This window comes from Treponema sp. C6A8 (assembly GCF_000619925.1).
Taxonomy (GTDB): domain Bacteria; phylum Spirochaetota; class Spirochaetia; order Treponematales; family Treponemataceae; genus Treponema_D.
Genome location: NZ_JHVB01000005.1, coordinates 17769 through 37713, shown reverse-complemented (window position 1 = coordinate 37713; position 19945 = coordinate 17769). Strand labels below are relative to the sequence as shown.

The window sequence follows — 19945 nt, the reverse complement described above, 5'->3', positions numbered from 1 at the left end:
ATTTTTTTTACTTAACTAACGAAATTATTTGCCGATACAATGAATATGACTATACTACTCATTGTACTCGGCTTATTATTTATAAACGTACCAGCATTCGCACAGGACTCCTCTTCCCAGAGCGTAAAACCTCTCTATCAGTTACCAGACCGTGTCCTCTCAATAAACGAAAAAGATTCTACCCTTTCACACTTCATCGTAGGTTCCGACAACGGACTTTTCAAAATCACCTCAAATAACAGCGCCATTCCGCTTTGGACTGAGGGACGCGTAGACCAGATAATTCAAATCCATGTTGCAACAGAAAAAAAACACCCTGCCCCGGCCTGGATTATGCGAACTTCCAAAGGCATAATCTTCACTTCAGACCTGGAACATTTTGAAGAGCGAAACAACGGACTATCCTTCCTGACAATCAAAAAATACAAGGATAAAGAGACCTCGCTTGAAAAACAAATTCAGGAGCTTAAGGATATTTGCGTAAACCCGGTTAACAACAATCAGCTTGTAACTGCCACAAAAGACAATGTTTTCTATTCAACAGACGCCGGTCATTCCTGGAAGTCACTGGGCTCAACTAGCCGTAATACTCCAGGCATAAAAGCAGTTGCCGTTGCCACAATTCAGGGCGAAACTGTCGTATTTATGAGCCACCCGATTTTCGGCCTCAGTTATATTTTCCCGGACAGAAAAAATCCAGCCTGGAACGACGTATCTGCCGGCTTTGAAATCATGCCGTCACTCAGCTCTCCGGACGAAATTGCAGACATTCTCCCTATTATACGCACCCGTGCAGACGGTTCAGTTTTCACAGAAATCTATATTTCCCAGACTTATCTGCCCCGCCTTTACCGCTTCAACTGGGACGCAATGCGGGCTGAACTCATTTACAGGGGCGAAACTCCAGCCGCAACAATCGACGGACTTACTTCTATAGACAATGTAATTCTTTACTCAACCCTGGAAGGCTTCGGCTCAGTTGATATTGAATCTTTGACCTCGCCGGGTGTACCAGCCCGCTTTGCCGAATGGAACGAAGCCTTTTCAAAAGTGCCCGGCATGATAAACACTGCCTGGATTCCGACAGGACGCAGCGGCTTTGCAAAAGGCATTCTGCTCAACGAGCTCTGGCTCCTTTATCCTGGCACTGTAAACTCCCCATACGCAGAAGTTGCAAACGGCCGCAAGTGCATTTACGCTTCGGCTTACCAGTGCCGCAATCAGGCTGGAATCGACAAGTACATCAGCGCAGTAAAAGACCGCCATATGAACGGACTTGTAATCGATATGAAAGATGATTACGGACTTCTCCGCTACGATTCAAAAAATCCTGACGTACTGGCAAAAGCAAAAACTTCAATGTACGCAATCAATCTGGATGATTTTATCAGCCAGTTCAAAAAAGAAAATATCTACATGGTTGCCCGCATCGTAACCTTTAAAGACCGCTCACTGGCTTCTTACGCAGGCGGAAAATATGCAGTCTGGGATTACAAGCTTAAAAAGCCTTGGCTTGGAACAAAAGGCATGGAAGATGTTCTGGACGAAGAAGGAAACCCGACCGGCGAGCAGCAGATGGGCTATTACGACGAAAACTGGGTAGACCCATATTCAGAAGAAGTCTGGGAATACAATATCGAAGTTGCAAAAGAACTTATTGAACGCGGCTTTGACGAAATCCAGTTCGACTATATCCGTTTCCCGACAGACGGCCTCAATTTGGGCAACGCCACCTACCGCTGGAAGTCTCCCGGCATGGACAAGGAAAGTGCCCTCATCAGCTTCCTCTCATACGCCCGCGAAAACATCGACGCGCCAATCGGCATCGACATTTACGGTGCAAACGGCTGGTACCGCTCAGGTACCCGCACAGGCCAGGACGCCGAAATGCTGGCAGAATACGTTGACGTAATCGGCCCAATGTTCTACCCGAGCCACTTCGAGCAGACCTTCATGAACTATCCGCCGGCAGAAGACCGCACTTACCGCATTTACTATTACGGCTCTTACCGCAATACAATTTTGTGCCGCAACCGTGCTATCATCCGCCCATGGATTCAGAGCTTCTACCTGGGCGTAAGCTATGACCGCCTCTACTACAACTCTGACTACATCCGCCGCGAATTCTACGGAACCCGCGACTCAATCAACCGCGGCTACATGTGCTGGAACAACGGCGGCGACTACACCACAACTCCGCCGGACGTAGGCAGCGAGCCTTACGTTGGAAAAACTCCTGAGGCCGCAGAAACTGTACCAAAGCCAGCCCTTGGACTTGCCGAAAAACCAAAGTTCGTGGACACCGGTCTTTCGATTCTGGATACAATTCTGCCTCAGTCCCTGGAAGAAGACATAAAAGGCGGTTATTTTCCATTTCTTATGACTCCGGCTCTTCCCATTTTGCAGTCAAAGTAAGTAAAATGGCTGCATGACAATCGGCTCATACACACCAGAAGAACCAATTTCCTCAATCGCAACTGCCCTGGCTCCCGCAGCTCTGGGCATTGTTCGTGTCAGCGGCAAGAACTGCATTCAGCTTGTAAGTAAAGTTTTTTCACGCCCTAAGGCACTTTTAGATGCCCCGGGCAATACGCTGGTTTACGGCTGGATTGTTGATAATGGTAAAAAAATCGACGAGGTTATGCTGGCCGTTTACCGGGCTCCAAAATCCTTCACCGGTGAAGACATGGTTGAAATCTTCTGCCACGGAGGCCCTGCCGTTGTCACTGCAATACAGAATCTCATGCTAAAAAGCGGCTTCCGCCAGGCTTTGCGCGGTGAATACACCTTCCGCGCCTACATCAACGGAAAAACCGACCTTACAAAGGCAGAAGCCGTAAAAGAAATTATAGACAGCCACACAGATGCAGGCCGCAGTCACGCCGTCGGCCGCCTTTCGGGCTCCCTTTTTGAAGAAATCGACAGCATTAAAAAGCTGATTGTGGACACTCTTGCCGCAATTGAAGTAGAAATCGAATACCCGGAAGATGAAGAAACAATTGCCGACACCTTTGACCGCAAGGACATTGAACTTGCCCGCGACCGCCTGCAGATTCTTGCAGACAGCTGGAAGGGCGAAAAGCTTTATCAGGACGGTGCCCGCGTAGTTCTGGCAGGCCGCACAAATGCAGGAAAATCTTCGCTTTTCAATGCAATTTTGAAGGAAGAACGTGCAATCGTAAGTGATATAGAAGGAACTACCAGAGACTGGCTGGAATCCTGGGCAAGTATTAACGGAATTCCTGTCCGTCTTTTTGATACCGCAGGCCTTCGCGAAACTGACGATGTAATTGAAGCTCAGGGCGTTGAACTCAGCCGGAACCTTGCCAGCGACGCTGACGTAGTTCTTTACCTTATAGACAGCACAACAACTCCGACCCCGGAAGACGAGGACTTCATTAAAAATTGCAAGGAGCCCCTTATTGTCGTTTGGACAAAGAGCGATAAGGTGGAAAATAACGAGCACGGCAAGTATAACTTGCCGAACCTTTCTATCGATGAAGCTAACCGACAGTCGCAACGGACTGTCGGTCTTAACGCTTCTTCGATTATCGGTATCCCTCCTTCTGTATTCCAGGTACAAATCTCATCCAAAACTGGCACGGGCATCCCTTTACTCTTTGCCCACATCACAAAAATCCTAACTTCGGGACTGACTACCGACCGCGAACAGGCTGGACTTGGCTCGGCCCGCCAGCGGGATTCTGTTGCCGAGGCTCTGGAAAACGTTAAACACGCGCTGGTTTCTGCTGACGATAACTACACTCTGGACGCCGTTGTTCAGGATCTGGAAGAGGCTCTGGACTGCCTTGCCGAAGTAACCGGCCAGATTACCCCGGACGATGTGCTTGGAAGTATTTTCGCAAACTTTTGTGTGGGTAAGTAATACGCACGGTCGTAAGGCAAACACCAACTTCCGGATGAACCGAACCGTGCTAACAACCTTTGCTTCGCAAAGCTTGAGCCTAGGAGGACTCTAACATGTCAGACAAAATATCAAAGGGCGCTCTGCCAATGCGAAAGCTTTGCCTTCCGCTGGTACTCGAACAGCTTTTCCGAATCCTTGTTGCTTCGGCAGACACAATCATGCTCAGCTCCTACTCAGGAACTGCGGTTGCAGGCGTCGGACTCATGGCTCAGTATAACTTCTTTTTGCTGCTGCTTTTCAGCGTAATTGCAACCGGAACTTCTATCGTTCTGGCTCAGTTTATCGGGGCGGAAAAATCGCGGGAAGAGCTCAACGCCATTTCCTGCGCAAGTACCGCAATGATAAGCGGGGTTGCAGTTCTCCTTACAATCGCAGTTTTTACCGGCACCGGCAAGCTTCTTTCTCTTTACACTCTGGAAGATGAGGTTCGCACTGCCGCCCACGAGTATTTTGTGATTTTCTGCGGCTTTGGTGCAATTTTTAATGCCCTCAGCCTTTTGCAGTCGGCAATTTTACGCTGCTATGGTCACACAAAGGAAGCGCTGTATGTAACAATTATAGCCAATATTATCAACGTTGTTGGTAACGCTCTTTCTCTTTACGGTTTCTTCGGACTGCCGATTTTGGGCGTAAAGGGTGTTGCGGGTGCTTCTCTTGTATCAATGATTGTTTCCTGCATCATTCTTCAGCATATTATCCGCAGAAAGCAGGATGTCTGCTTTGACCTTCGCGCCTGGAAAAAAACTACGGCAAAATATTACAAGCTCATTCTTTCTGTCGGCATTCCAACTGCCAGCGAAAGTCTTTCCTACAACCTTTCACAAATCGTTATCATGGCGATTATTTCTACGCTTGGAACTTACGCAATGTCGGCTCAGGTTTTCACCCGCTCAATCTGCCAGTACGTTTACATCGTTGCAATCGGAATGGGTGCCGCCTGCCAGATTAAGGCGGGCTACTACGTTGGCGCCGGAGAAAGCCAGATTGCCTACAAAAAAATGTTCGGCTGGTCAGCAGTTGCAACTTCGGTTTCAGTTTCGCTGATTTTGCTTTTCAATCTGTTTCACACACCTATTATTCATCTTTTTACCCGCGAGCCGGAGGTTTTTGAACTTGTAAGAAGACTTCTTGTTCTTTCTATCCTCGTTGAATTCGGCCGTTCCCTCAATTTGATCTGGATTGGCGGACTCAAGGGGGCCGGCGATATCCGCTTCCCGGTTTTGTACGGAATGTTCTCCAACTGGTGCATTATGGTTTTCCTCAGCTGGCTTTTAGGACTCAAGCTGGGCTGGGGCGTTGCGGGCTGCTGGCTTGGAATAGGACTTGACGAAACTACCCGAGGAATCGTGATGGTATTCCGCTGGATCAGCAAGCGATGGATGACAAAATCTCTGATTCGCTAGGGGTAAAATTTTAAACTGGCATTCTGGCGTTTTTGGTGTAAAATTATAATGTAATATTATAATTTTTACTGGAGACGCCCTTGAAAAATCCATTTAAGAAACTCACGTCAAGTCTTAGTTTTAAGATTATTTTTACTGTATTAATCGGAACTGTGTTATCCAATTTTATACTGGGAATTCTTGTCAGCAAGGAATCTTCTGGAGCCCTGCAGGAGATGATGTATGAAGATTTGCTTCATTCTGTTTCTTCTGTTGCAAAGGATATGGATACAAACAATCAGCGCGAAATCCGAATGCTGCAGACTCTCGCCCTCAATGAAAAACTACGAAGCCCTTCTGTTTCACTGGAAGAAAAAAATACCATTGTCCGCACGGCAATTTCTCTTGATAAAAACTATCTTGATGTAGCTGTTCTTGATATGAAGGGAAATGGAATTGCAAAAGATGGACTTTCTTTCTCGGCCGCCTCAGAAGAATATTTCACCAAGACTGTAAAAGAAGGTCTTGCCATTACTGACCCAACGGTTGATTCAAAAACACAGGAAGTCTATATGGTATATTCTTACCCTGTAAAAGATTTTTCTAACAATGTAATTAACATTGTCTACTGTAGGGTAAATGGTTTCAGTCTCAGTGATTTGTGTCTTGAACACCCAATGTCAAAGGGACGAAATCCTTATGTAATCAGTGCGGCTACAAAAATTACTCTTGCAAATGAAGACCACTGGAAAGTTGGCGTTGAGGATGTCGGCGCCATAGAAAAGCAGACTCAGGGAACTTCACTTGGAGACCACCTCAGCCTCATGCTTTCTGGCGTTACCGGCAGCGATGTTTATGTTGATAACGGCAAAAAATGGATGTCGGTATTTGAGCGCATTCCTAATACAAACTGGATTGCAGCCTGCTCGGTTCCATTTTCAGATTTCCAGGAACGCCTTCGACCGCTGATTATTTCTATTATCATTGCCGTAATTATCATGACCTTTATCTTCATTTCGATAGTCGGCATTGTAATCAGACTTTCTATCAGACCGCTCAGAAGATTAAAGGCCGCTATTACAGAGATTTCTTCTGGAAATGCGGATTTGACCCAGCGTCTTTCGGTTTCTTCTAAAGACGAGGTAGGCGACGTTGTAACAGGCTTTAACGGCTTTACTGAAAAGCTTCATTCGATTATCAGCCAGATTAAGAATTCCAAAAGTGATTTGCAGGGTGCCGGCAACGACATGAATGACATCACTATGGATACAGCCGCTTCAATCACCGAAATTATTGCAAACATCGAAAGCGTAAATAAGCAGATTATCAATCAGTCGGGCAGCGTTGATGAAACTGCCGGCGCAATCAATCAGATTGCGTCAAATATCACTTCCCTTGAAAGAATGATTGAAAATCAGACTTCTCAGGTTTCTCAGGCTTCTGCTGCCGTTGAAGAGATGATTGGAAATATTTCCAGCGTTAATCAGACTGTAGAAAAAATGGCAGTTTCTTTTGAACAGCTTGAACTGAACGCTCAGAACGGTTCTGCAAAACAGCAGGATGTAAACAGCAAAATCGAGCAGATTAAAGAGCAGTCGGAAATGCTTCAGGATGCAAACACCGTTATTTCTGCAATTGCCGAGCAGACAAACCTTCTTGCCATGAATGCCGCAATCGAAGCCGCTCATGCCGGTGAAGCAGGAAAGGGCTTCAGCGTTGTTGCAGATGAAATCCGTAAGCTTTCTGAAAATTCAAGCGACCAGTCAAAGAATATCGGAGTTCAGCTTGGAAATATCCGTACTTCAATTGAGGCGGTTGTTGCGGCTTCTGTTGAATCAAGCGAGGCCTTCCAGGCTGTTACGAACAAAATCCACGAAACGGATGAGCTTGTCCGCCAGATTAAGGGGGCAATGGAAGAGCAGCAGGTCGGCAGCCAGCAGATAGGTGACGCCCTTCACACGATGAATGACAGTACTCAGGAAGTCCGCACTGCATCTGCCGAAATGGAACAGGGCAACAAGCAGATTCTTAATGAAGTTCAGAGCCTTCAGGATGCCACTGCAAAAATTAAGGACAGCATAAGCGAGATGTCTATCGGCGCCAAAAAAATCCATGAAACAAGAACTGCCCTTTCAGAGATTTCTGGAGTTATGAACAGTTCTATTGATAAGATTGGTGGTGAAATTGATTTGTTTAAGGTGTAAATTTCAATAAATAGTTTTTTTTATAAAGCAAAAGTGCTATAATTCATTCACTTTTTATAAGAGGATAGTAATGGGTCAGACCTTAAAAGAAAAATACGGCAGCGTTTTTGCTGAAATCATGAAACTTTCTAAAGCAGCTGCAAAAATCGATGAAACAAAGGTTTACGAAGAAGCAAATCTTGATTCACGCAAATACATGTACAAACTTCTGGACGACAATTTTAAGCCGGATTCAGGTTTGGGAAACATCGAAAATTTTAAAGCTTTTTATGACGCTGTAACAAAGGAAGGAAAATCAGGACTTATCCTTATGGAGCATTATACAAATCTTGATTTGCCTGCAATTCTTTATCTTCTGGAAAAACAGGGCGAACCATGGGCAAAGGATTTTGCTTCACGTATCGTTGCTGTTGCCGGAATGAAGCTTAATGAAGCAAGCCCTGCTGTACGCGCATTTACAGAAGGCTTTACACGCGTTGTAATTTACCCTACCCGCAGTCTTAATGCACTTGAAGACAAGAAAGTAAGCGAAGAGGAATTGGCAGCCGAAGAACAGAGAGCGCGCAAAATTAACTTTGCTGCAATGCGGGCAATGGACGGCTGTAAAAAGCGCGGTCAGGTAATTCTTGTATTCCCAAGCGGCACACGCTATCGCCCGGGAAAACCTGAAACAAAACGCGGACTTCGTGAAATCGACAGCTACCTTCGTCTTTTTGACTGCATGATTCTGGTTTCAATCAACGGAAATGCCCTCAGAATTAACCCTGAAAGCCCTGATGATATGCTTTCTGATATTTGTGAGCAGGATACTGTAACTTTAACAGCAAGCCCAGTTATCAATTGTAAGCAGTTCCGTAACGAAGTTCTTGCAAAAGTTCCGGCTGATGATCCTGATCCAAAGCAGAAGACAATCGACCATGTAATGGAAGTTTTGGACGAAATTCATAATCAGGTTGAAGCAAGCCGCAAATAACACTTTTGTCATTGTCGTGCTTGACACGACAAACTATACATGTATACTTGCAGAAAAGATTATCGGGTCTAGCCCGATAATGACACACATTCTGGAGTTACAAAATGAAAGCTGTTGATTTGTACAAAGAGGCAGGAAGCGTAAGCTATCCTGGTCGTGGAATTGTTGCCGGACTCAGTGCAGACGGTAAATATGCTGTTAGCGCTTACTGGACTATGGGACGCTCTGCAGGAAGCCGCAACCGTATTTTTGTTGTAGAAGACGAGAACGGAAGTGAAGTTATCCGCACAAAGGCATTTGACCCAAGTTTGATTGCCGGTGACCCAAGCCTTATCATTTATGCAGCTGTACGTCAGCTTGGAAGCAAGACAATCGTTACAAACGGTGACCAGACTGACACAATTTTTGACGGCATGAAAAAAGGCCTTTCTTTTGAACAGTCACTTCTGAGCCGCAAGTACGAGCACGATGCTCCAAACTATACTCCTCGCATTTCAAGCCTTCTTGATACAGAGGGCGGAAAACTCCGCTACGCGCTTTCGATTCTTAAGAGCGATGACGGAAATCCTGACTGCACTTTGCGCCAGACTTTTGATTATGATAATCCTACAGCCGGTGAAGGACGCTACATCCACACTTACCAGGGTGACGGAAATCCTCTTCCAAGCTTTAGCGGCGAGCCTGTAAAAGTTACAATCGATGCAAAGGGCGGAGACATCAATGCCTTTGCAGATAAACTCTGGGCTTCACTAAATGAAGACAACAAGGTTTCACTTTTCGTACGCTTCATAGAAATTGCTACAGACAAATACGAAGAGAAAATCATCAACAAAAATAAATAAGCCTGTCAAACTTCAATCAGGGTGAATTTCTTCACTCTGATTGAAAAAATCGCGTTTTTCTTATAATCTTCCTACCATGAACGAATTACAACTTAAATACGGATGCAACCCGAACCAGAAACCGGCGCGGGTTTTTATGGATGACGGAACCGACCTTCCAATTACAGTTTTGAACGGAAGACCAGGTTATATCAACCTTTTGGATGCACTTAACGGATGGCAGCTTGTAAAAGAGCTTAAAGAAGCTACAGGACTTCCAGCAGCAACAAGCTTTAAGCACGTTAGCCCAGCTGGTGCGGCTGTTGGACTTCCACTTAGCGACACCTTAAAGCAGATTTACTTTACTGACGGCGTTGAGCTTACTCCTCTTGCCTGCGCTTATGCCCGTGCACGCGGTGCTGACCGTATGAGTTCATTTGGTGATTTTATTTCACTTTCTGATGAGTGTGATGAAGCTACTGCCCTTTTGATTAAAAAAGAAGTTAGCGACGGTGTTCTTGCCCCTTCATATTCAGACAAGGCTTTGGAAATCCTCAAGGCTAAGAAAAACGGAAATTATCTTGTAATTCAGATTGATGCAAACTACCAGCCTGCCGAGCTCGAAAAGAAGCAGGTATTCGGCGTAACTTTTGAACAGGGACACAACTTCCTTAAAATTGATGAGCAGTCGGCTCTTTCAAACATCGTTACAAAGAATAAAACTTTGAGCGAAGATGACAAACGCAACCTCATCATTTCCCTGATTGTTTTGAAATACACACAGTCTAACTCAGTTTGCTTTGTAAAAGACGGACAGGCAATTGGTATTGGTGCCGGACAGCAGAGCCGCGTTCACTGTACCCGCCTTGCAGGTCAGAAAGCTGATAACTGGTGGCTTCGTCAGTCGCCAAAAGTATTGGGTCTGCAGTTTGTAGACGGCATTAAACGCGCTGACCGCGACAATGCCATTGACGTTTACATTGGTGAAGAATATATGGACGTTCTTGCCGAAGGTAAATGGCAGAACATCTTCAAGGTAAAACCAAGCGTATTTACCCGCGAAGAAAAAGCTGAATGGATCAGCAAAAACACAAATGTTGCCCTTGGAAGCGATGCCTTCTTCCCGTTCGGCGACAACATCGAGCGCGCTCACAAATCTGGTGTAACCGCTGTTGTTCAGCCAGGCGGCTCAGTTCGCGATGACCTGGTAATCCAGGCCGCCGACGACTACAACATGACAATGTGTTTTAATGGAATCCGTTTGTTCCATCATTAGGCTAAAATCGAAAAAGCGTTAAAAAACAGGCTGCGGCAGCGGGCTGTTTTAGCTTTATCGATAAATCGCCTCAGAGGCAAGCTATGCTTGCCGACTCTTACACTTCTGTAAGTGCCTTTGCCAGCTGGTCTGCACAGCTGGTATGCTTAAAGCCGCAGATATTTCCTTTTAATTTTGCAGCAATTTCTTCCGCCTTCATGCCGTCTACCAGTTTAGAAATAGCCTTTAAGTTTCCGTTACAGCCGCCGTCAAAACTTACGTCAGTTATAGTTCCGTCATCATTGCGTGTAAAATGAATTGCTCTGGCACAAACGCCGGATGTTTTATAAGTTACTTCTTTCATAGAGATTTTTCCTTTTCCATAATATATCTTATCCTGGAGCGCCCCAGTGCGGGCGTCCACATAACTACGCGCTTAAACGGTGGCGGGCTTGACCCGACATCCGATTTGAAGTGCATGTTAGACTGTTTTTTAATTATAGCTGCTTGAAGCACCAAAATATACTTTATTATCTAAAACTTGTTTTACATATTTTATAAAAACATCAAATTCAGGATAAACCTTAAAACCAATTTCACTTGTTCTGTGTGTGTTTGTTTCTATTTCATCAATACCCAATAAATATGGATGTCCGAATTCTGCTGTAACAGTATCATATTCTAGATTTACTGTTTTTATTATTTTATTATTTAATTTTACATTGCAGGTCAACGGATAATAAAAATCTCCACTCTGATCAAACTTTTCATATACATCTACATTAAATCCGTTATACTCAAAAGAGTGTATTATAAAGAAATTTTGTCTTTTTATACTTTCGTCATTTGAATTTTTCCATACATTTTTTATCTGATCTTCATATTGTTTTACTTTTTTGTATTCACCTTGAGAATATAAAATAAGAATCATCAGGTTATTCATGGAAAATGAATTGTTATCATATTTTAAATATTCTTCTACATATGGTTTTGCTTTTTTATATTCCTTCATTTCATAAAGAATATAAGCCATTCTGTATGTAGCATCTGAAGATTTTTCTATTTCATAAAATTTTGAATAATTCGTGAGTGCTTTATTATATTCTCCTGAATTTTCATAAATTACTCCAAGCATTTTATATGCTTTTGAATGCTTTTTATCAAGTTCAATGCATTTCTCATAATATGATATAGCTTCATCATATTTTTCTGTATAAAAGCAACTTCCTGCAAGATAATAATATGCTGCAGCGAAATTCGATGCTTTTTGTATTGCAATTTTTAAATACTTTTGAGCTTCAGCATCATTTTCCAATCTGAAATAAGCAAGCCCTAAATAATAATATTCTGAAGCGGAATAGTTTGATTCATCTATTTCTTTTATTGAAGCAATAATTGAATTGTATTGTTCACTTTTGTCTAATTCTTCATACTTATCAATTGTATAATTTTTGTTTTTAGCAAAACAACATATACAAACATTCATTAATATAATCGAAAATAATACAATTTTTTTCATTTCTCTTTTCCTTGCTTAAACAGCCCATTGGCTTGTCAGTCTAACATTATTTTACACCGACAACTTTACTTTATTTAAGCAATATTTTCTATTGGTAAACCGCGCAAGGGTATGGAGCGGTTGCGAAGCAAGCGACCGCAACGAAGTGAGGACGCCGAGGGTACCGAGCCGCGTAACACCCGACCTGAGCAAGCCGCAAGGATTGCTCAGGATGCGCCCAGAAAAAAAGAGCTGCCCGTGGTGAGGCAGCCCTGATTTAGGATTTGAGTTTTAGATTTGCTCAAGCACGATTTGGACGCTGCCGCCGTACTGTGGCATGTACGGGAGGTAGAGGCCAACGTTCATCAGCTTGTCGCCGGAGGTAGCGGTGCCGGCTGGGAACGGTGCAAATGCGCTTTCCGGAAGGGGGAAAGGGAAGTCGGCAAGGTGTGCGCGGATTGTGGCACTTTGCGAACATGTCAATTTATATTTAGCCTTTGGATCCAGACCCTTGAGCTTGATAAGCTGGAGTTCCGGGTTTCCTTCGGCAAATTGCCATACAAGAGTGAGGACAGCCTGCTTTTTGTCCTTGGAAACGATGTTCCAGGCTGTGTAGGCGGTACTTTCGGCTGGGGCTACGGTATCCCATGAAGAACGCAGACGGTAGAGGTCGCCGAACTGTACTGTAGAGCGGATTTTTTTGTAAAGGGCAACCTGATCTTTGATTTCGTCGAGTTCAGGCTGGCTTAATTTATTCAAATCAAGCTCGTAGCCAAAGGTTCCTGCCATTGCAGTGTGTCCGCGCTCGCTGATGTTTGTTACACGGCCTGTCTGATGGTTCGGGACCGCGCTTACGTGGCAGCTCATTGCGCTGGCAGGGTAAGCGATGCTTGTGCCGTTCTGAATTGCAAGACGCGAAAGTCCGTCTGTGTTGTCGCTTGTCCAGCACTGTGGCATGTAATAAAGGAAGGCAGGGTCAAAGCGTCCGCCACCGCCTGAGCATGATTCAAAGAGCACGTTAGGGAACTTTTGGGTTACATTTTCAAGCAGGCGGTAAAGTCCCAGATAGTATTTGTGGGCGGTTTTCATCTGATTTGCCGGGCTTGCGAGGGCGCTGGCAACTTCTGTCTGAGAACGGTTGAAGTCCCATTTTACGTAGTCGATTGCAACGGTAGAAAGGATTTTGCTTAAAGTTTCAGTAAGGTAATCTACAACGTCGTCGCGGCTGAGGTCCAGGACTGACTGATGGCGTCCAAGTGAGCGGTCGCGGCCTTCGATGTGGAGGCACCAGTCCGGATGAGCGCGGTAAAGATTGCTGTCTGGAGAAATCATTTCCGGCTCGAACCAGAGACCAAACTTAAGCCCGCGTTTATGAATTCCTTCTGCAATTTCTTCCAGTCCGCCGGTGAGTTTTTTTGTATTTACAAACCAGTCACCAAGCGAAGAACGGTCATCGTCGCGTTTTCCAAACCAGCCGTCATCAAGAACAAAAAGTTCAATTCCTTCTTCTGCGGCGCGGTCAGCCAGCTTAAAGAGTTTTTCTGCATTAAAGTTGAAGTAAGTTGCTTCCCAGTTGTTGATTACAATCGGGCGCTCTTTTTTCTGCCATGGGCCGCGGCACATATTGTCACGGTAAAGGTCGTGATAAGTGCGGCTGAGTTCTCCAAGTCCCTTGTTGCTGAAAACCATTACAACTTCCGGGGTCTCAAAAGTTTCACCGGCTGCAAGTTCCCATTCAAAATTGTAAGGATTAATTCCAATCTGAACTCGACTCATGTTGAACTGGTCAACTTCTGTGCCTGCAACAAAATTTCCGCTGTAAACAAGATTAAAGCCGAATACCTGGCCGCTAGTTTCTGTTGCCTCGTAATCAGCAAGGGCAATAAATGGATTATGCTGATGGCTTGAAGTTCCGCGGCGGCTTTCTACGCTCTGTGTACCGGGAATAAGCTTCTGCCAGATTGCGTGGCGTTCGCGTGCGTGCGCGCCGGAAAGCTGCAGCATTTTGTAACGGCTTGTCATAAAATCAAGGCTTGCGCTCATTACGCGGCGGAGTTTTACAGGCTGATTTTTATAAATGCCTCCTGCCTTGCTGCTGTCATTCTTTACAATCGTGTGGCGGCAAATTACATCGCGATTGTTCCAGACTGTATATACTAATTTTACCATAACACCGGTAACAGGGTCTTTCAAATTGATTTCAAGTGTGTCAGCTTCGCTTTCTGAAGTGACGTATGTTGCAGGAAGACCTTTAATTCCAGGCTTTCCCTTTATGATTTTGTGTGAGTCGTAAAAAAGGTCTGCGGCAATTGTGCCGTCTGCGCAAAGTGCTTCAAATGCCCCGGTACGGAAATCACTTCTTCCGCTTGTAGGGAATTCCTGCTGCTGTGAGTTCAATGAAAAATCAGCTTTATTGTGAAGTTCTGCAGGAACCGGTGAAAATGCGCGGTCAAGAAGAGGCATAGAGCATACATCGTCGTCCCACTCTTCAATTCGTGAGACCCAGCCGCCATGAAGAAGGTATTTGTTGTCGTAAATACGGATAATATAACTTGAAGACGGCGTATTTAATAAGAAACTGTTTGTTTTTTTGTTGAACGTAATGCTCATAAAATCCTCTAAATTTTTATAACGTGTTTGTTTTGTAACGATAATTTTTGTACAAAGAAAAGCAAGTGACGAGCGAACCATTAGGCAGTTCGCCGACACGCTTTTCTTTGTACAGATGTTAAGTCTTATAAAGACTTATTTGAACAGATTCAAAATCTCTTTATTAGAATCTTTCAAAGCAGATTCAACATCTTTCTGTCCCAGGAAAATCTGGTCGAAAGTACGTGTCATAATCTGACCAATCATTACAGAGTTGTCTACGATTGGGTAAAGGAATGTTCCGTTTGGAGCTTTAGCTTCGTCTGTGAATGCAGATACATCCCAGTTCTTGCTTGCATACTTGTTCAAAGCATTGTTTACACCAGATTCGATTGCTGGGAATACAACACCGTAAGAACCGATGATGTCCTGAGCTTCCTGGCTTGCAAGGAACTTAACCCACTGCCATGCTTCTTCAGGATGCTTTGTTCCAACCCAGATTGAGTCACCAAGACCGTTAATCATAGATTTGCGTCCAGCTGGTCCTTCAGGAAGGCGAGCGAATCCAACATCAAATACACCGTTTGTTTTGTGTGTACCAATCATCCATGAACCGTCGAATACCAAAGCTGCTTTTTCTGCATTGAAGAGTGAAGCATAACCGTTTGAAGTTTCTGTGTAAGGTGCAGAGAAACCTTCATCCTGCATTTTCTTCATCCATTTGATTGTGTCTACAAAACGTGGGTCATCATAGTGATAGTTTGAATCATAAAGTCCGTCTGTGTACATCCAGCCTGTAGAGCAAGCAAGACCAGAGAACTGAGCCTGTCCGCGGTCATCGCTGTGTCCGATTGCCCAACCGTACTGAACAACGTTTTTCTTGTCGAATTTAGGGCTAAGACCGTTGTTTCCGTTAGCATCGATTGTAAGACGTTTAATCATCTTTTCGAAGCTTCCGCCGTCCTTAGCATTCCATGTAAGGTTGTTGAGTTCTTCGTGGCTTACACCAGCGGCATCTGTAAGGTGCTTGTTGTAAATGATACAGATTGTATCCCAGTCTTTTGGAAGACCGTAAGTTTTTCCGTCCTGGCTCTGCCAGAGTTTTTCAAGGTCGTTCATGTAAATAGATGTGTCTACATTGTCGCGTTTGATATAAGGTGTCAAATCGATAAGAAGATTTTTGTTAGCAAAATCAAGATACTTTGCAAGGTGATCTGTGAATACATCACCTGCAGTACCACCAATCATTTCTGTCTGAAGTCCGGTCCAGTAGTCATCCCAACCAAGCTGAACGATAGAAATCTTAATTCCAGGGTTCTTTTCCTGGAATCTTTCTGCGGCTGCTTGATAAGCAGGGAGCTGAGCAGAATCCCAGAGCTGATAGCGGATAGTTACTTCCTTGCTTTTTTTACCGCCGCAAGAAACGAAACTCAGAGCCATTAAGCCGGCAAGTGCGCCTGCTAAAATAGACATACATTTTTTCATATATTTTCCTCCTAAAAAATGAAAACAAATTTGGTAAGGCTAAAAAAAGCAGTGCTTTTTTCTTAACGCCTTGCTATCAATCAAGAAGCAGCACAGCTGCTTCACTCATTTGAAACCATTAAATCCAATTGAATTAACGATTTTCTTTCCCATAAAGCTGTAGATAATCATAGCAGGAATGATTGCAAGAACTGTTCCCGCCATCATACCGCTCCAGTCTGGCTGTCCCTGTGGAGTCTGCGAACGGAATACACCAAGTGCAACAGTCAAAGTACGAAGCTCTTCTTTTTTACCAACAATCAAAGGCCACATGTAATCGTTCCAGCTGTTGATAAAGGTTGTTACAGCAAGAGTAACCAAAGCAGTCTGCATCAAAGGCAGGATAATCATAAAGAAAGTCTTGTACTGACCGGCGCCGTCAAGGTAGGCAGCCTCTTCAATTTCCTTATTGATTCCCAGGAAGAACTGGCGCATGAAGAAGACACCGTAAGGCGTCATAAAGAAGGCCGGCGCCACAATTCCCGCATAAGTGTTCAAAAGCTTAAGCTGACGGATGAAGACAAAGTTTGGAATCATCATTACAACGCCAGGAACCATCATTGCTCCCAGGATAAGATAGAAAATATTATTGCGTCCCGGGAATTCCAGGCGGGCAAAACCGTATCCAGCCATTGAACAGAACAAAACCTGGAAAACTGTAGTCAAAATCGCAACTACAAGAGAGTTACGAAGGTTAATCAAAAAGTTTACATGCTGACCAGTACCACCAAGCGCAATCGCTTCCTGAGCCGGAATAAGTCCAAGAACCCGCGCATAGTTTTTCATGGTCAAGGTGCTCGGAATCATCTTTGTAGACTCCGCAAAAATCAAATTATGCGGTGTAAAAGAAGTTCTGATAACCCAGTAGAATGGAAAGAGCGTAATAAAAAGCAGCAGGACTATCACTGCAATAATCAGCACCCGCGAAATCGCACTTTCAGCCTTGTATTTATCAATTCTATTCATAATTAAACAACTCCATTTTTATGTCATTTTTAATTTGCTTTTTTAGGCTGCTAAGCGTCACTCTCACTAGCCTTCATTACTCTCATCTGAATAGCACTAATCATTGCAAGAATAGCGAAGAGTACCATAGAAGCCGCGCAGGAATATCCCATCTTGTAAGCTTCAAAACCGTTTTTATAGATAAAGAGGTAAATTGCGTAAGTTGCAGTTACAGGACCACCCTTCGTTGTGATGGCGATTGTATCATAAATCTGGAAGGAACCGATTACAGTTGTAATTACTACAAAGGCAATTACCGGACGGATATATGGAAGAACAACACTGAAGAAGCGGCGGGCAGGAGAACAACCGTCAATCATTGCAGCCTCCTCAATTTCTTTTGGAACACCCTGAAGACCAGCAAAAATCAAAAGCGCAGTGTAACCCATATGACGCCAGATATTAATCATGGCAATCGAAGGAAGGGCTGTTTTTGTATCAGTCAAAAAGTTGATTTTGGCAAAGCCCATCTTCATAAGAACAGCGTCAATAATTCCAACAGGAGGATCCAGCATCCAGAACCACAAAAGGGCAACTACGACGTTGGACATGATCCATGGAACAAGGAAGATTCCTTTCATCAAAGAAGAATTTCCTACAGCCTTATTCATAATCAAAGCGATTATAAGGGCAAGAACAGTCTGCAGCGGAATGTTCAAAAGAACGTAGCAGACAGTAACTTTCATGGCAGTCCAGAAATCCTTGTCACAGAAAAGTGCCAGATAATTCTTAAAGCCTATGAATTTTGCCTTGGAGAACAAATCCCAGTTGGTAAAACTGTAGAACAAGCCACGAATGGTCGGCATTAAATAAAAGAGAAGAAAACCCACCAGACACGGAACAACAAAGCTGAAAGCAATGAGATTCCTTTTGAATTTATAACTTTTAGTCTTCATAATTTTAACTTTAACACAGATTTGTAAATTGTAAAGTTAAAAATGTAAAAATTTACATTAATTTTGAAAACTTTTACAAATTGCTTTACATTTGCTAGGTTTGACCTTAAAATAAAGCCATGACGATTACTGAATTAGCAAAAGAAGCCGGCGTTTCCATTGCAACTGTTTCCCGCTTCTTGAATAACGGGCCTGTAAAGGAAGAAACCAGAAAAAAGCTGGAGGCCCTGGTATTAAAGCAGAACTTTGTACCTTCAAAAATTTCAAAGGAAATTATTAACGGTCAGGGAAAATCCATTGCCGTTTTGACTCATTCTTTCAGTAATCTCTATACAGCTGAATTTTCAGAAGCCGTTGTAAACCTCTGCGGAGAACGCAAAATGACCTGCTATACAGGCTGCTGTTCCGGCGTAGAATCTGAATACAATTATCTACTGGATTTTGTTAGCCGAAAAATCAACGGTGTAATTCTTCACGAACCAAAGGATGGAGAAGCCCAGCTCAAACTTTATGAACGAATAGCGGGAAGAATGCCTCTTGTATGGATTCACTCTATCCCGATTGATATAGAAGTAAACTCTATCAGCGTAAATCAGGAAAAGGGAATGAAACTTGCAATGGAATACCTTATGGAACTGGGCCACAAAAAGATTGCCTACGTCACAGGCCAAAAAGGTTATTCCTACACCCTCAAGCAGACAATCTGGCAGGAAGAACTTACAAAAACCGGATATCCGCCTGCCCCAGGTGACCTCATCACAGTAGAACGCACAGACTTTATTGACGGAATTAAAACTACAAAAGAAGCTGTCTCAGCCTATCTTGCCGCCGGCAACCGCCCTACAGCAATTTTCTGCGCCAACGACATTATGGCAATGGGAACAATCAACGCACTCACAGAAGCTGGACTCCGCGTGCCTGATGACGTAAGCATAATGAGCCACGACAACACTGTCCTTGCAGACAGCATGAACCTGACCTGTGTAGACATGAAAATAAAAAGCGTAGCCATCGCCGCTATGGACTTACTGGACTACGCTATGAACGGCACTGATAAGACTCCGCGCCATATCACAATTACACCGGAACTGGTAATAAGAGATTCATGCCGCAAGCTTAATTAATTACCAGCCTAAATTCCATTTAAGAATATTTTCCGGGGTCCAGAGCTTTGGACCGCCGCGTTCTGCCGTCAAAGAACCTGCATAAACCCAGCCGCTTTTTCCATCCCAGCTGGTGTGCACCCAATGGTCTCCGCCCTTCTTTTTTTCAGTTTCTTCGGTTACGGCATCAATCTCAAGATTAATCTGAAGCAGAATATTTCTCTTACTGCTTGGAATATAACCGATAACCTGGGAATTTTTAGTTCCCGGTCTGTCCCTTAATTCAACCTCATTTTCATCAGAATAAACCGCCAGAGCCTGATTTATTCTTCTTGAAGTCCAGCCATCATCAAATGTTTCCAAAAGCTCCCAGGTGCCATCACGATATGGATCCATCGACATACAGGTCGTTTTAATCCGGCTATCCTCATAGTGCATAAAGCCCGTTGCATTCTTAAATGTAATTTTAAGCCAGACATCACTTTTCTTTCCATTTTTAGGTATCAAATACCAGATTTCAGAAATCTCAATTAAGTCATTTTCTTTCAAAGTGAAGACAACATCTTTTTCATTTATTCCAGAGTGTATTTCACGCTGAAAATCATCAATATTTTCACCAATTTCAACAGTCTGTACATGCTTTCGAACAAGAACAGTTTCATTTTTATTAATAGTTTCAGAAATAACCTTCCCGTTTTCATCCGCATATATAAAGGCTGCAAAAATCAGTGAAAATAAAAACAAAGTTATTTTTTTCATGTTCAAAA

At 43.8% G+C, this 19945-nt stretch carries 15 protein-coding genes; 8 read left to right on the top strand and 7 right to left on the bottom strand.

All coding sequences use genetic code 11. The annotated features are described in order from the left end of the window. Positions 1-45 precede the first annotated feature (45 nt). The 7 genes from T530_RS0105085 (at position 46) to T530_RS0105055 (ending at position 10584) form a co-directional block, all read left to right on the top strand. Positions 46-2415, top strand: coding sequence for a putative glycoside hydrolase (locus T530_RS0105085; protein WP_027728101.1), 2370 nt, complete (start codon positions 46-48; stop codon positions 2413-2415). Between the two features lie 13 nt (positions 2416-2428). Continuing rightward, positions 2429-3886: a tRNA uridine-5-carboxymethylaminomethyl(34) synthesis GTPase MnmE gene (mnmE, locus tag T530_RS0105080; RefSeq protein WP_027728100.1), complete on the top strand. Its 1458-nt coding sequence runs from the start codon at positions 2429-2431 to the stop codon at positions 3884-3886. Between the two features lie 95 nt (positions 3887-3981). Beyond that, the gene (locus tag T530_RS13580; RefSeq protein WP_038073791.1) at positions 3982-5331 is read left to right on the top strand and encodes an MATE family efflux transporter; all 1350 of its coding nucleotides are present in this window, start codon (positions 3982-3984) and stop codon (positions 5329-5331) included. A gap of 80 nt (positions 5332-5411) precedes the next feature. After that, a complete protein-coding gene (locus tag T530_RS0105070; RefSeq protein ID WP_027728099.1) occupies positions 5412-7514 on the top strand; it encodes a methyl-accepting chemotaxis protein in 2103 nt (700 codons plus the stop codon). A gap of 70 nt (positions 7515-7584) precedes the next feature. Continuing rightward, positions 7585-8487 carry a glycerol-3-phosphate acyltransferase gene (locus T530_RS0105065; RefSeq protein WP_027728098.1) on the top strand — a complete coding sequence of 301 codons (903 nt, stop codon included), beginning with the start codon at positions 7585-7587 and terminating at the stop codon, positions 8485-8487. Between the two features lie 104 nt (positions 8488-8591). Then, the gene (locus tag T530_RS0105060; RefSeq protein WP_027728097.1) at positions 8592-9329 is read left to right on the top strand and encodes an IMP cyclohydrolase; all 738 of its coding nucleotides are present in this window, start codon (positions 8592-8594) and stop codon (positions 9327-9329) included. A gap of 76 nt (positions 9330-9405) precedes the next feature. Further along, the gene (locus tag T530_RS0105055) at positions 9406-10584 is read left to right on the top strand and encodes a phosphoribosylaminoimidazolecarboxamide formyltransferase (protein WP_027728096.1); all 1179 of its coding nucleotides are present in this window, start codon (positions 9406-9408) and stop codon (positions 10582-10584) included. A gap of 97 nt (positions 10585-10681) precedes the next feature. Here the strand turns inward: T530_RS0105055 and T530_RS0105050 are convergent, their stop codons facing one another. The 6 genes from T530_RS0105050 to T530_RS0105025 all read right to left on the bottom strand — a co-directional run bounded on the left by T530_RS0105050 (position 10682) and on the right by T530_RS0105025 (position 18075). Continuing rightward, positions 10682-10927 (bottom strand): TIGR03905 family TSCPD domain-containing protein, encoded by a 246-nt coding sequence (locus T530_RS0105050; protein ID WP_027728095.1) that lies wholly within the window; start codon positions 10925-10927, stop codon positions 10682-10684. A 129-nt stretch (positions 10928-11056) separates the two neighbouring features. After that, positions 11057-12082, bottom strand: coding sequence for a tetratricopeptide repeat protein (locus T530_RS0105045; RefSeq protein WP_081773668.1), 1026 nt, complete (start codon positions 12080-12082; stop codon positions 11057-11059). A 270-nt stretch (positions 12083-12352) separates the two neighbouring features. Then, positions 12353-14671, bottom strand: coding sequence for an alpha-galactosidase (locus T530_RS0105040; protein WP_027728093.1), 2319 nt, complete (start codon positions 14669-14671; stop codon positions 12353-12355). 135 nt (positions 14672-14806) lie between these two features. Further along, the gene (locus tag T530_RS0105035) at positions 14807-16135 is read right to left on the bottom strand and encodes a sugar ABC transporter substrate-binding protein (RefSeq protein ID WP_027728092.1); all 1329 of its coding nucleotides are present in this window, start codon (positions 16133-16135) and stop codon (positions 14807-14809) included. Between the two features lie 105 nt (positions 16136-16240). Continuing rightward, positions 16241-17140: a carbohydrate ABC transporter permease gene (locus T530_RS0105030; protein ID WP_038073788.1), complete on the bottom strand. Its 900-nt coding sequence runs from the start codon at positions 17138-17140 to the stop codon at positions 16241-16243. Between the two features lie 50 nt (positions 17141-17190). Then, the gene (locus T530_RS0105025; protein WP_027728090.1) at positions 17191-18075 is read right to left on the bottom strand and encodes a carbohydrate ABC transporter permease; all 885 of its coding nucleotides are present in this window, start codon (positions 18073-18075) and stop codon (positions 17191-17193) included. Positions 18076-18194: 119 nt separating this feature from the next. Here T530_RS0105025 and T530_RS0105020 point away from each other — a divergent pair, with 119 nt between their 5' ends. Next, positions 18195-19199 (top strand): LacI family DNA-binding transcriptional regulator, encoded by a 1005-nt coding sequence (locus T530_RS0105020; RefSeq protein ID WP_027728089.1) that lies wholly within the window; start codon positions 18195-18197, stop codon positions 19197-19199. Here the strand turns inward: T530_RS0105020 and T530_RS0105015 are convergent, their stop codons facing one another. Further along, a complete protein-coding gene (locus T530_RS0105015; protein WP_027728088.1) occupies positions 19200-19937 on the bottom strand; it encodes a hypothetical protein in 738 nt (245 codons plus the stop codon). Between the last annotated feature and the right edge of the window lie 8 nt (positions 19938-19945).

Excerpts from the sequence above, each read along its gene's own strand:
- T530_RS0105040 (WP_027728093.1), bottom strand. The coding sequence starts at position 14,671 with ATGAGCATTACGTTCAACAAAAAAACAAACAGTTTCTTATTAAATACG.
- T530_RS0105035 (WP_027728092.1), bottom strand. The coding sequence starts at position 16,135 with ATGAAAAAATGTATGTCTATTTTAGCAGGCGCACTTGCCGGCTTAATG.
- T530_RS0105085 (WP_027728101.1), top strand. The coding sequence starts at position 46 with ATGACTATACTACTCATTGTACTCGGCTTATTATTTATAAACGTACCA.
- T530_RS0105045 (WP_081773668.1), bottom strand. The coding sequence starts at position 12,082 with ATGAAAAAAATTGTATTATTTTCGATTATATTAATGAATGTTTGTATA.
- T530_RS13580 (WP_038073791.1), top strand. The coding sequence starts at position 3,982 with ATGTCAGACAAAATATCAAAGGGCGCTCTGCCAATGCGAAAGCTTTGC.
- T530_RS0105055 (WP_027728096.1), top strand. The coding sequence starts at position 9,406 with ATGAACGAATTACAACTTAAATACGGATGCAACCCGAACCAGAAACCG.
- T530_RS0105020 (WP_027728089.1), top strand. The coding sequence starts at position 18,195 with ATGACGATTACTGAATTAGCAAAAGAAGCCGGCGTTTCCATTGCAACT.
- T530_RS0105060 (WP_027728097.1), top strand. The coding sequence starts at position 8,592 with ATGAAAGCTGTTGATTTGTACAAAGAGGCAGGAAGCGTAAGCTATCCT.
- mnmE (WP_027728100.1), top strand. The coding sequence starts at position 2,429 with ATGACAATCGGCTCATACACACCAGAAGAACCAATTTCCTCAATCGCA.
- T530_RS0105065 (WP_027728098.1), top strand. The coding sequence starts at position 7,585 with ATGGGTCAGACCTTAAAAGAAAAATACGGCAGCGTTTTTGCTGAAATC.
- T530_RS0105030 (WP_038073788.1), bottom strand. The coding sequence starts at position 17,140 with ATGAATAGAATTGATAAATACAAGGCTGAAAGTGCGATTTCGCGGGTG.
- T530_RS0105025 (WP_027728090.1), bottom strand. The coding sequence starts at position 18,075 with ATGAAGACTAAAAGTTATAAATTCAAAAGGAATCTCATTGCTTTCAGC.
- T530_RS0105050 (WP_027728095.1), bottom strand. The coding sequence starts at position 10,927 with ATGAAAGAAGTAACTTATAAAACATCCGGCGTTTGTGCCAGAGCAATT.
- T530_RS0105015 (WP_027728088.1), bottom strand. The coding sequence starts at position 19,937 with ATGAAAAAAATAACTTTGTTTTTATTTTCACTGATTTTTGCAGCCTTT.